Raw genomic sequence first — 12,720 nt, forward strand, 5'->3', positions numbered from 1 at the left:
TGCCCCATGCCGCCCTTCCTGAACGCCATCATCGACTGGCTGCGCGCCGGTTACCCCGAGGGTGTGCCCGAATCGGACTACATCCCGCTGCTGGCGCTGCTGCGCCGCCGCCTCTCCGACGACGAGGTGCGCCAGATCGCCACCGAACTGCTGCGGTCCGGCGAGAACCCGGACCGCATCGACATCCAGGTGCTCATCACCAAGATCACCAACGAGATGCCGTCGGACACCGATGTGGAGCGCATCCAATCGCGGCTCGACCCGCCCACCTGGCCGGAACCCTGAACGCGCCCCTGGCAGCCCGGACGGTCGCCACCGCGCGCCGACTCGGCCGGCCCTGCCGCTCGCCTGCCGCCGGGCGGCGTCGACGTCGACGAACACCGAGCATGTCCCGCGCGGAAAGGGGGCGCCGCCGGTCCGCTCACGGCAGCAACGCGCGCACGGTATCGATCGTGTCGGCCTGCTCGGGCGTCTTGTCCGGCCGGTAGCGGACGACCCGGGCGAAGCGCAGGGCGACGCCGCCGGGGTAGCGGGTGCTGGTCTGCACGCCGTCGAGGGCGATCTCCACCACCAGCTCCGGCCAGAGATACACGGTGTGCTGGTCGCGGGTGCGTTCATGGCGCGGGAATTCGGCGGTCTGCCAGTGCAGCAGGGCGTCGGTGAGGCCCTTGAAGGTCTTGCCGACCATCACCGGTTCGCCGGACGCCGGGTCGCGGGCACCGAGATGCAGATTCGACAGGTAGCCGGTGCGCCGGCCGTAGCCCCATTCCGCGCCGAGAACCAGCAGGTCGAGGGTGTGCGTCGGCTTGATCTTCAGCCAGGACCGGCCGCGCCGCCCCGCCGCGTACGGCGCGTCGAGGGATTTGATCATGACGCCTTCGTGGCCCGAGGCCAGCGCCCCGTCGAAGTACTCCGCCGCCGCCTCCGCATCGGGCCGGATGAGGGCGGGAATGCTGTGTTCCCCGGCCACTTTCGTGAGCGCCGCGCGCCGTTCGAGCAGCGGCTCGTCCAGCAGGTCGCGGCCATCGAGATGCAGGCAATCGAAGAAGTAGGGATGCAGCAGCAGCTCGCGGGTGGAAGTCGGCATCGGCCGTAGCTCCGTCGGGACAGTCGGCTCCGAGCCGGCCGGGTCGACCGAGCCACCCGAGCCGCCCGAGTCGGCGGGGTCGCCTGAACCGCCTGAGCTCCCTGAGCCGCCGGGGCTGCCTTCGCCGCCCGAGTCGCCGGGGCTGCCGGTACCGCCGGGGCTGCCCGAGCCGCCGGGGTCACGGGAACCGCCGGGCACGCCGGAGTCGCCGAATGCGCTGGATGGCGGCGGGACGGCGACGCCCTGCCCTGGATCAGCGGACGCGAACCGCGCCATCGTCTCCTGGAAGGGGCGCGGACGCCCGGTGTCGGTGAGGGCCAGCGTTTCACCGTCCAGGACCACGCTGGTGCAGTTCAGTCCCGCGACCAACTCGACCAGCTCGGGCACGTTGGCGGTGATATCGCGCAGGGTGCGGGTGAAGACCCACACCTGGTCGCCGTCGCGGTGTACCTGGATGCGGGCGCCGTCGAGTTTGTGTTCCACGCTGACGGCGCCGTCGAATTCGGCGAGGGCGTCGTCGAGCGCGGCGCCGGGGGAGGCGAGCATGGGCTGGATCGGGCGGCCCACCTCCAAGCGGAACTCGCGCAGCGCCGCTTCGCCGCCGGTCAGCGCGGCGATGGCAGTGACCGGCAGCTTCCCGGACAACATGTAGGCCCGGCGAACGAGCTCGAGCGGGACGTCGGCGGCGCGGGCCACCGCTTCGGTGACCACGGCGGTGAGTGCGCCCTGCCGCAGCTCACCGGTCAGCAGACGCAGCAGGAAGGCCTGCTCATCGGCGGTCGCGGTGCGCCACAGCTCGCTCAGCAGTTGTTTGCGCCGATTCGCCGAGCCGGGGCCGGAGGTGGCGGCCAGTTCGCCGAACAACTCGTCCACCCGGGCCGCGGTGAGGGTGGGAGTATCGGCGGCAGTCTCGCCGAGCCCGGTGAGGGTGCGCCAGCCGGTGCCGATGCGGCCCTGCCGCAATTCTCCCGACACCCAGGCGACGACGGCGGCGAGCTCGTCGGCCTGCGCCGCGCTCAGCAACTCGGCCAGCGCGGCGATCTTCGTTTTCCGCGAGCGGGTGGCGCGGACGGTCTCCGACGCTCGCACGACATCGGTGAACAGCACCAGACGACGGTAACCCGCCGCTGTGACATATTGCTCGAACCCACTGCTAATTCTGCTATTGGCAGGTTTGCGAAATCAGCCATAAGCTGGACGCATGGCCAAGACTTACGTCGGGGCGCGGCTTCGTCAGCTGCGGACCGAACGCGGGCTCAGCCAGGTCTCGCTCGCTCAACAACTGGAGATCTCGGCGAGCTATCTGAATCAGATCGAACACGACGTGCGTCCGCTCACCGTCCCGGTGCTGCTGCGGATCAACGAGGTGTTCGGCGTCGATGCCACCTTTTTCTCGTCGCAGGACGACACGCGGCTCATCGCCGAACTACAAGAAGTGGTGATGGACGCCGAGCTCGGTATCGAGGCCGACGCCAAGGAGATCGCCGAAATCGTCTCCGCGCATCCGAGTATGGCGCGCGCGCTGGTGAACATGCACAGCCGCTATCGGAATACCAGCGCTCAGCTGGCGGCCGCCACCGAGGATCGTTTCGCCGACGGCTCGGGTAGCGCGACGATCAGCAAACCGCACGAGGAAGTGCGCGACTATTTCTATCAGCGGCAGAACTACATCCACGAATTGGACACCGCCGCAGAGGAACTCGCCAATCGGATCCGGTTCCACGGCGGCGACGTGAACAGCGAGATCGCACGCATGCTGCGCGCGCACGGTGTACGTATCATCGAGCGGATCGACCTCGGTGAGGGCGTGCTGCACCGCTACGATCCGGACAGTCTCCGGCTCGAGATCGCACCGCACCTGTCCGGCGGCCAGCGCACCTTCAAACTCGCCGCCGAACTGGCCTATTTCGAATGCGGGCCACTGCTGGAAAGGCTCGTCGACGAGGGAAGTTTCGCCTCCGAGGACGCCAGGAAGCTGGCCATGCTCGGGTTGGCGAACTATTTCGCCGCGGCGACGGTGTTGCCGTACACGCATTTCCACGAAATCGCCGAGGATTTCCGCTACGACATCGAACGGCTGTCGGCGTTCTTCACCCAGAGCTACGAGACGATCTGTCACCGGCTCTCCACTTTGCAACGACCGGAATTGCGCGGCGTGCCGTTCTCGTTCGTCCGGGTGGACCGGGCCGGAAATATGTCGAAACGCCAGTCCGCCACCGGGTTTCACTTCTCCTCCAGCGGCGGCACCTGTCCGCTGTGGAATGTGTACGAGACCTTCGCCTATCCGGGCAAGATCATGACCCAGATCGCGCAGATGCCCGACGGCCGCAAGTACCTGTGGGTGGCGCGCACCGTCGAACGCCGTGCCACGGCCTACGGGCAGCCGAGCAAGACCTTCGCGATCGGGCTCGGCTGCGAGCTCCGCCATGCCGGACGGGTGGTCTACGCCGACGGCATCGATCTCGGCGAAGCCAAGGCCACCCCCATCGGCGCCGGCTGTCGCGTCTGCGAACGTGCCAACTGCCCGCAGCGCGCGTTTCCCCCGCTGGGCAAGGTGCTCGACATCAGCGAGCACCGCAGCTCGGTATCCCCGTACGTGCTCAAGTAGGCGTTCAGGCCCGCGGCTGTACGGCCTCGGCGATCTCGCGGCCGTCCGGATCGGCGGAGATCTGCTCGACCCGCACGGTGGGTGCGAGATGGCTGCGCAGCCGGCGGTCGATTTCGCCCGCGACCGGGATGACAACGGCCGCGGCCGAGGTGGCGACGGCGTCGGTGAGGATCGCAGGCCAGTCCGGCGCCTTCCTGGTCGACAGCGCCGCGATGACGGCGGCGGTGGCCGAATCGCCCGCCCCGGTCGGATTGCCCGCGAGCGGTTCGGGCAGCGCGGCCGTCCACGCGCCTTCGGCGGTGACCGCGACCATGCCCTCGGCGCCCCGCTTGGCCAGCACCGCGAGCACGCCGCCCGCGATCAGCGGCCGCACCGATTCGACGACCTCGGCGGGTGTCCGCGGATCGGAATCGGTGAGCCGTCGTAGCTCACCGCGGTTGGGGGTGAGTACCACCCCGGGTAGCCGCGCGGCCAGTCGCATCGCCTCACCGTCCAGATCGCAGATGGTCGGCACGCCGTGCTCCAGGGCGCTGCGCGCGATCTGGGCGGGTAGTTCCGGATCGATGCCGCCGGGTAGCGAACCGGCGATCACCAGCCCGGAGATATCGGGCAGCAGACCGGCCACGCGCACCGCGAGTTGTTCGGCCGCATGCGGATTGGTGATCCTCGCACCCGGCTCCCAGAGCGCGGTGGCCGTTCCGGAACCGGATTCGCTGATCACCACGGTTCTGCGCACCCAGGGCAGCGCGTGTACGAAATCGACCGGCAGTTCCAGTTCGGCCGCGGCGGCGAAGGCGTGGTCGGCGAAACCGGTGGCGCGGGCGTATTTGCCGAGCTGGTTGAGCACCCTGGTGACATTGATTCCCTTGCCCCCTATGCGCTGCTCGACCGATCGCACCCGATGCGCCCGACCCCGTTCGAGTTCTTCGACTCGGTAGGTCATGTCGTAGGCGGGATTCATTGTCACGGTGAGGATCACGACCTCAACTGTCCACGCCTACGCGGTGCGCGCAACCGCTGGGGTGCGATCGGTGCGGGTTTATCAGCCGTCCCGAAGTTTCGCGGCGGGCATTTGTGCGATCGCCTGAAATCGGCGGCAGCGGGTGGCCGCGCCCGCCGGCGCGGGTAGTGTCCGCCGCCGGGTAGACGGCGAACCGATCCGGCCTAGGGTGTGAGCGCGGGCGACGGTTGCTCATCGGCCCGATCCGACGCCGCGCGGCGCAGGGTGCGCACCCAGACCGTGAAGCCCCACGCCACGAATCCCGCGTACACCAGATACAGCACCGCCGACGGGTAGTACCCGGCTCGTACGAGCAGCGGGATGCCGACGATATCGACGCCGATCCAGATCAGCCAGAACTCCGCCCATCCGCGCGCCATCCCGTAGGTGGCCAGCACCGAGCCGGTGAAGATCCACGCCTCCGCCCAGGGGCCGTAGGAACCGATCCAGGCGAAGACCTGGGCGAAGCCGAGCGTGCCGACCGCCATGGCCGCGACCAGCAGCCAGCGTTCCCGTGCGCTCGCCCAGCGCGGATCGACCCCGCGGTGCTCGAGCCCGGTCTCGGCGCGCGCATAGCGATACCAACTCCACCAGCCGTAGGCGCTGACCGCGACGAACATCAGCTGACGGCCCGCCTGTCCGGCCATGTTCAACTGCTGCGGGGTATTGAACACCCCGTCGACGAACACCGTGAACAGCAGCGCATTGCCCGCGATGCCGATCGGCCACGCCCACACCCGCCGCCGCATACCGCCGAGCGCCGAGGCCATGCCGAAGCCGTTGCCGACGATCTCGCGCCACAGAATCTCCGAGCCGGCGATGTGGAGTTCGGCGTCGAGCAGGGCGAGGAACGGATTCACCCTGGGTGTAACCGGGCGCGGCCGTCATCTCATCCAACCGGGGGTGGTTCGGCTCGGGGTGAGCCGAACTCATCGTGGCTCAGATCGCGCGCTGGGCGAGTGTGCCGACCGATTGCCTGCGTTCGCCGGTGCGCCCGGCCGCGCGTCCGGCCCGAGCGGCCAGCAGTTCGGCGGCGATGGCGACGGCGGTTTCGGCCGGGGTGCGGGCGCCGATGCTCAGGCCGGCGGGGGAGTGCAGGCGCGCGAGCAGTGCGTCGTCGAAACCGCCCGCGCGCAGATCGTCCACGCGGCGGGCGTGCACCGAGGGTGAACCGAGTGCGGCCAGGTACCCGACCTCGGGCAGCCGCAACGCGACGGTGAGCAGTGGGATCTCGAATTTCGGATCCTGGGCGACCACGATGATGCCGGTGTCGGCGTCGATCTCACCGGCGGCCGAGAGCGTATTGAGGTATCGGTGCGGCCAGTCCACCACCACTTCGGCGCCGGGAAAAGATTCCGGGGTAGCGAAATTGGGCCGGGTATCGCAGATGGTGATTCGATAACCGAGCAGTTGCCCTTGGGTCGACAATGCCGCGGCGAAGGAATTGGCGCCGAAGATGATCAGCCGCGGCGGCGGGGCGAACGAGGAGACGAAGATATCGGACTGCGGCAGCGAGACCAGTTCGGTGTTGTGCCGTTTGTCGGTGATCAGGTGCTGGCCGATCACCTCCGGCTCCGGATTCCACACCACGGTGAAAACGGTGACCCGGCGATGCGCGGCGATTTCGGCGGCGACCGTCGGGAACTCCGGGAAGTGATCGCGCGAGAACGGCTCGGTGAATACGTCGATCACGCCGTCGTCGCGGCCGGGGTCGAGCGAATTGGTGACGCTGAGCCGGTGCATGCCGCGCTGTCCGGTGCGGGCCGAGGTCGCGGTGGCCTCATAGGCGGCCTCTTCGATGCCGCCGGCGGTGATCGAGCCGAAGACACCGCCGTCGGGGTCGACCAGCATGGCCGCGCCCACGGGTAGATCGGTCGCACCATTGGTGCGCACAATGGTCGCCAATCCGCCCGTCCGGCCCGAGTGCCACACCCGCAACAGGTCGTCGACGATGTCCCGCATCACACAACTCCGATCCACCCGTGCACCGGTCGCGCGGGCGTTCACCGGACGACGCCCGTCGCCGAATCCGGCGCACGTGACGCACACCATATCGTCCCGGGAGTACAAATAGGTGTGCCTGCCGCAATCTTGGGTAGCGCTCGTGTGAACGTCACGCCAAGGCTTGTGGCCGGTCACCAAGAAATGTCGCGCGGGCTGTGAAATGCGAGACATATCAACGGGTCAGCCGCCTGGTCACAGCGTTTTCAGACCATGCAAAGCGTTACGGTGCGCCCGATGAATTCAAGCCTGAATGAATGATCGGCCGAGAGTGGTATTCGCCACACTACGACCATCAGCGGGAAGTGGTTCGCGCCACAGTGCGGCGGGCGGCACCGGAAACGAATCGACGCCGCCCGCCGGTGCGGATCTCAGGAAAGCTCGACCCGGATCAAGACGGTCTCACCCGTGGCGTCATCGACGCCGTCGTTATCGGTGACGACATACAGCGCGCCGTTCCCGGCGATCGCCATCCCCTCCACCTTCTCCTGCACCCAGCCGTTGGTGGCCGACAGCTCCGGCAGCAGATCGTGCGCGCGGGTCTTGGGCAGCACCGTGGGCGCCGCGGCGCCCACGACACCCGGCGCACCGGGAATCGCGACCCGGTAGACGGCCTTCACCGCGGCGGCGGGACCGCTGAGCTTGTCCCGTTCGAGCAGCAGCAGCGAATCGCCGTCGACCGCGATCTCCGAGACGCCGATCCAATCGCCGTCGGTCGAGGTGGTGTCGAGTTGGTAGCCGTACCACTGCCATTCGCCCGACGCCGGTGCGTACCTGCCGATCCGCGTCAGGCCCTTCGGATCGGACTTCAGTTCGCGTTGCAACACCACCCAGACGGTTTCCTCGGCGCCCGAGCCCTGGACGGCCACGCCCTCCAGCCCGTACTTGCCGAGTCCTGCGCTGATCTCGCCGGGCAGAGCGATACGCCGTTCGACGACCCCGTTCCGGGTCACCTGAACCAGGGCGTTGCCCGGCCCGTCCGCGCCCTCCACCGCGAGATAGAAGCCACCGTCGGCGCGCGCGGCGAGGCCTTCGATATCCAGGCTCACCGGGGCGCCGTTCTCGGTGATCGGCAGCTCGGTATCGAGGACGGCGGGTTCGGTCGATACGTCGAGGCCGAGGATCCGGGACGGGCCGTACGCCGAGTCGGTGGCGGTGTAGAGGCGGTCGGCGGCGGCCGGATCGGCACTCAGCGCACCGAGCGCGCCCCAGCCGATCGGTGCGCCGTTCGCGCCGTCGGCGGAGACGACGGACGGGAACTGCGGCACACCCCTGCCGGCGAATTCGCCGCCGTAGCCGAAGATCGTCACCGCGCCGCGCAGGCCCTTGTCCGCATCGTCTTCCTCCGACGACACCGCGAGCAGATTGCGCGACGGGATCGGCAGGATCCCCTCCGGCCCCACATTCGTCGCGAGGATCTGTCGGAATCGTGGCGCGGCCGGGTCGGCGACGTCGTAGACCGCGACGAAGTTGCTGCGCTCGGAACCGACCAGCACGACCGGCTTTCCGTCCAGTTCGGTGACGGCGAGGCCCTCCGGTTCCGGTCCCTTCTTCTCCGCGCGGCCCTCGGCGTGCAGCCCGGTGCGCACGGTCAACTGCTCGAAGGTATTGCCCGCATCCCACACCACCTCGCCGGTGGCGGCGTCGAAGACGGTCCAGCCACGGCTGCCGCCCTTCCAATCACCTTCGTTGGCCACCGCGATGTGGCCGTCGCCGATCCAGCCGACGGCGTCGGGCTCGCGCGCGACATCGGTGATCGATCCGGACTGGTCGATGGCGCCGTCCTCGGTGGTGTCGATGCCCTCGACGCCGACCTTGCCCGCCGAGAACACCTTCCGGACGGTCGCGCTCGCGGCGTCGATGATGGCGATGCCGTTGTTCTCCTGCAGCGTCACCGCCACTTCGCCGCGCGAGTTCATGCTCACGTACTCGGGCTCCAGGTCCTGCGGTGTATCCAGACCGGCGTCGCGGGCGGCGTTCTCGTCGATGCGCACCGGCCGCGCCGACCACTGGTTCGGCTCGCCGGCCAGGTCGAGGATCTGCACGAAACCGGTGGGCGGCTGGGGAAGATCACCTTCCTCGCCGCCCTCGGGGGTGAACTTCTCGTCGCGCTGGTTCTCGATGGCGATGGCCGCGCGGGTGCCGTCTTTGCTCACCGCGATGGAGTCGGGCTGGCCGCCGAGATCGATGCTGTGCACCTTGGTGCGGTCGCTGATCCGGACGATATCCACCCGGCCCGAGGGATGCGCGAAATCGCCTCCGCTGCTGTCGATCACGACCAGCACGTAATCGCCTGCCACCGCCACCGAGGTGGGCTGATCGTCGGCATGGCCGAGCTGTTCGAGCGAGATCGAGCCCGCCCCTGCGGGCGCGGCCGGATCGCTGAGGTCGAGGAAGCCGATGCGCTTGCCCGGCGCGTCGGTGTAGATCAGCGTCTCGCCGTCCTCGGTGACCGCCGAGATCTCCGCGACGGTGCTGGCATCCGGCGCGGTGCCCGCGGGCAGATTGCGGAAGACCGGATAGGTGGCCAGCCGGTGGTAACTGGTCGCGGCGTCGCGTTGCCAGCCGTCTGCTGCGGGCGGGCCCGCGTCACCGTCATCGGTTCCGCAGGCGAGAACCGCCACCGAAACCGTTGCCACCGTGGCGATCAACCACGGCCGTCTCATCCTGGCCACCATCGGCCCCTTCCTGCTCGACACGCCTTCTCGCCGCGGCGAGAATTCCGGCGATCGTTACCCAGCCGAATGACGTCGTGGTGACCGGAGGATGAATGCTGCGCGGAGTTAGCCGGGCCGTGGATCCGGCCGGGTTCCGCGCCGCGTCAGGCGAACAGGTCGCGCACGAACGGCAGCGAGTCGGGCAGCGAATCGTTGACGGCGCCGTCGTGGCCGGTCGGATAGGTGTGCAGGGTGACCGGCTCGCCCGCGGCGGCAAGGGTCGCGGCGAAGTGCAGCGTCTGCGGGGTGATGACGTCGGTGTCGCGCAGGCCCTGGCCGAGGAACAGCGGCTTGTCGTAGCCGGATTCGGGCAGGCCCATGTAGCCGCGCAGCAGGCCGTGCAGGTTCGGAATCTGGTTGAGCGGGCGGGCGAACAGATCACCGACGACGACATTGTTCGCGCTCAGTTCGTCGCCGAAGGCCACGATGCAGGCCTGCCGGGCGCGCGCGAGCCAGGCGCGACCGGCATCGGTCAGGAAGGACTCGATGTCGAGCTCGGGATAGGTCGTGCGCAGGCCGTTGAGGATGTAGAGCACGTACGCGGTGGTGTGCGAGCTCAGCTCGATCGGCGGCATGCCCGGGCCGAGGGGCAGCAGGATGTCCTCGATGTAGGCGGGCACGCCGGTGCCGACCGCGCCGCGATAATCCAGTTCCCCGCCACCGAACTCGGTGGCGTAGCGCGCGGTGAACACCGCGGCGCCGCCGCCCTGTGACTGCCCGACCACCACCCACTTGTTCGACAGCGTGTCGAATCGGCGCGTCGCCGCCTTCACCGCGTCGACCACATTGTGGGCCTCGACCACGCCGTTCAGATACGGATGCTCACCGGGCCCGCCCAGACCTGCGTAGTCGGCGGCGACGATGGCGTAGCCCTGATCCAGCCAGGTACCCAGATAGGCCCAGTCCCGTTCCACCGCACCGGGCCCGGCGATGCTGTAGGCGCAGTCGTCACCGAGGCCGACGGTGCCGTGCGCCCACGCGATCACCGGCCAGCCGCCCTCGGGTGCCTGCCCCGGCGGGAAGTAGACCGCGGCGCTGGTCTGCATGGGGACATCGCCCGCGCCGGTGGACGAGTAGGTGATGCGGACCGAATTCACCGAGCCGGGCAGGGTCGCCGCCGGGGAGAGCGGCTGGATCGAGTCGACCACGCCGGTCTCGGCGGGCGCCGCGTGCGCGCTGGGCAGCAACAATGCCGCGGCGGCGCAGCTGGTCACGATGGCGGCGGTGATGCTGGTGGTCCGCATGGTGCTCCTGTCTGACGCACTGCGACTGTGCCTGCCGCACTGCGACTCGTCGCGTGAGCCGTCGATGTAACTGGACGCTCGTCCGGGAGACGACTGGTGTCGAGTCTGCCCGATCGGTCGCTCGCAATCCTGCCCGGCCCGCGTCGGTGCAGGTAGCGATTGGGCTGGCTCGGTCGCTCGGCGTCGCCGATCGCCCGCGGTCATCGGCGCAGGTTCCGGTTCCCATGTGGTTCGGCGTGCCGTGCCGTCGTGTCGCGGATGCGGCCGGATGATTCCGGCGAGTGGGACGAGTGGTCGCTCGGTAACCGGTCCGGGCGGCTTCGCGTGTCCGCGCGTGACGGGTCGCACAATGGCCCGGCCGCGAGCTCTGTGAGTGTGCTCACAACCCGGCGCGTCGGCCGCGCGGGGTGCCGCACCACCCTCTGATCCCAAACAGTACGAGCGTTACGCTAAAACCGCATGTCAGCGCTACCCGCGAGTAGATTTCACGCTTGCAATTAGCCCGCAAATTTCGCAGAGTTAGCAAACGACGGGTGAAACCTAGCTGAGATTCACAGTACCAACAGGTAGACGGCTATTTCTGGATGTGCCATCGTGTGGAAGTACACCCCTTGGGCCTAGCAAGCCTGCAAATTGCCGCTCCAGCAGTTCGAGCGAAACCTCCCTCAGCGGAGCACGAACGGTGCGGCACCGACCGAACGAGGAAGTGGAGTCACAGATGTCGACTGTCGGCACCCCGAAGACCGCTGCCGAAATCCAGCAGGATTGGGACACCAACCCCCGCTGGAAGGGCATCACCCGCAACTACACGGCCGAGCAGGTCGTCAAGCTGCAGGGCACCGTCGTCGAGGAGCACACGCTCGCTCGCCGCGGCTCGGAGATCCTCTGGGATCTCGTCAACAACGAGGACTACATCAACTCGCTCGGCGCCCTCACCGGTAACCAGGCCGTGCAGCAGGTCCGCGCCGGCCTGAAGGCCATCTACCTGTCCGGTTGGCAGGTCGCCGGTGACGCGAACCTGTCCGGCCACACCTACCCGGACCAGTCGCTGTACCCGGCCAACTCGGTGCCCCAGGTCGTGCGCCGCATCAACAACGCGCTGCTGCGCGCCGACGAGATCGCCAAGGTCGAGGGCGACACCTCGGTCGAGAACTGGCTGGCCCCGATCGTCGCCGACGGTGAGGCCGGTTTCGGTGGCGCGCTCAACGTCTACGAGCTCCAGAAGGCCATGATCGCGGCCGGCGTCGCCGGTTCGCACTGGGAAGACCAGCTCGCCTCGGAGAAGAAGTGCGGCCACCTCGGTGGCAAGGTGCTGATCCCGACCCAGCAGCACATCCGCACCCTGACCTCGGCTCGCCTGGCCGCCGACGTCGCCGGCGTGCCCACCGTGATCATCGCCCGCACCGACGCCGAGGCGGCCACCCTGATCACCTCCGACGTCGACGAGCGCGACCGTGAGTTCCTGGACGGCACCCGCACCTCCGAGGGCTTCTTCGGTGTGAAGAACGGCATCGAGCCCTGCATCGCGCGTGCCAAGGCCTACGCCCCGTACTCCGACCTGATCTGGATGGAGACCGGCGTGCCGGACCTCGAGGTCGCGAAGAAGTTCGCCGAGGCCGTCAAGGCGGAGTTCCCGGACCAGCTGCTGGCCTACAACTGCTCCCCGTCCTTCAACTGGAAGGCGCACCTGGACGACGCGACCATCGCGAAGTTCCAGAAGGAGCTCGGCGCGATGGGCTTCAAGTTCCAGTTCATCACCCTGGCCGGCTTCCACTCGCTCAACTACGGCATGTTCGACCTGGCCCACGGCTACGCTCGCGAGGGCATGACCGCCTTCGTCGACCTGCAGGAGCGCGAGTTCAAGGCTGCCGCCGAGCGTGGCTTCACCGCCATCAAGCACCAGCGTGAGGTCGGTGCCGGCTACTTCGACAGCATCGCCACCACCGTCGACCCCAACACCTCGACGGCCGCCCTGAAGGGCTCCACCGAAGAGGGTCAGTTCCACTGATCGGCGTCTGACGGCGTCACCCCCGGGTGGCGCCGTGAGGCCAACTCCATAGCGA

At 68.5% G+C, this 12,720-nt stretch carries 9 protein-coding genes; 3 read left to right on the forward strand and 6 right to left on the reverse strand.

Annotated elements, in window-relative coordinates; all coding sequences use genetic code 11:
* The first annotated feature begins 6 nt into the window (after window positions 1-6).
* On the forward strand, window positions 7-285 hold the full coding sequence (locus tag AC4HOU_RS10305) for a DUF3349 domain-containing protein (RefSeq protein WP_036540677.1): 279 nt from the start codon (window positions 7-9) through the stop codon (window positions 283-285).
* Between the two features lie 136 nt (window positions 286-421).
* Here AC4HOU_RS10305 and AC4HOU_RS10310 read toward each other — a convergent pair whose 3' ends face one another.
* Window positions 422-2,194 (reverse strand): ATP-dependent DNA ligase, encoded by a 1,773-nt coding sequence (locus AC4HOU_RS10310; RefSeq protein WP_324197360.1) that lies wholly within the window; start codon window positions 2,192-2,194, stop codon window positions 422-424.
* Window positions 2,195-2,288: 94 nt separating this feature from the next.
* Between AC4HOU_RS10310 and ramB the strand changes: the two genes are divergently transcribed.
* Entirely contained in the window at window positions 2,289-3,695 is a 1,407-nt protein-coding gene (gene ramB, locus AC4HOU_RS10315; protein WP_163810335.1) for an acetate metabolism transcriptional regulator RamB, read from the forward strand.
* Between the two features lie 4 nt (window positions 3,696-3,699).
* Here the strand turns inward: ramB and AC4HOU_RS10320 are convergent, their stop codons facing one another.
* From AC4HOU_RS10320 to AC4HOU_RS10340, 5 genes are all read right to left on the reverse strand, one after another.
* On the reverse strand, window positions 3,700-4,674 hold the full coding sequence (locus AC4HOU_RS10320) for a hexose kinase (RefSeq protein ID WP_163810333.1): 975 nt from the start codon (window positions 4,672-4,674) through the stop codon (window positions 3,700-3,702).
* Window positions 4,675-4,859: 185 nt separating this feature from the next.
* Complete coding sequence (locus AC4HOU_RS10325; RefSeq protein WP_490724424.1) at window positions 4,860-5,555, reverse strand: nicotinamide mononucleotide transporter family protein; 696 nt, start codon at window positions 5,553-5,555, stop codon at window positions 4,860-4,862.
* A 79-nt stretch (window positions 5,556-5,634) separates the two neighbouring features.
* Window positions 5,635-6,657 (reverse strand): XdhC family protein, encoded by a 1,023-nt coding sequence (locus AC4HOU_RS10330; protein WP_163810329.1) that lies wholly within the window; start codon window positions 6,655-6,657, stop codon window positions 5,635-5,637.
* 410 nt (window positions 6,658-7,067) lie between these two features.
* A complete protein-coding gene (locus AC4HOU_RS10335) occupies window positions 7,068-9,362 on the reverse strand; it encodes an esterase-like activity of phytase family protein (protein ID WP_490724425.1) in 2,295 nt (764 codons plus the stop codon).
* Between the two features lie 155 nt (window positions 9,363-9,517).
* Window positions 9,518-10,657 carry an alpha/beta hydrolase family protein gene (locus AC4HOU_RS10340; protein WP_195020145.1) on the reverse strand — a complete coding sequence of 380 codons (1,140 nt, stop codon included), beginning with the start codon at window positions 10,655-10,657 and terminating at the stop codon, window positions 9,518-9,520.
* 718 nt (window positions 10,658-11,375) lie between these two features.
* Between AC4HOU_RS10340 and aceA the strand changes: the two genes are divergently transcribed.
* The gene (gene aceA / locus AC4HOU_RS10345) at window positions 11,376-12,665 is read left to right on the forward strand and encodes an isocitrate lyase (RefSeq protein WP_163810323.1); all 1,290 of its coding nucleotides are present in this window, start codon (window positions 11,376-11,378) and stop codon (window positions 12,663-12,665) included.
* The last annotated feature ends 55 nt before the right edge of the window (window positions 12,666-12,720 follow it).

This window comes from Nocardia sp. JCM 38205 (assembly GCF_058222935.1).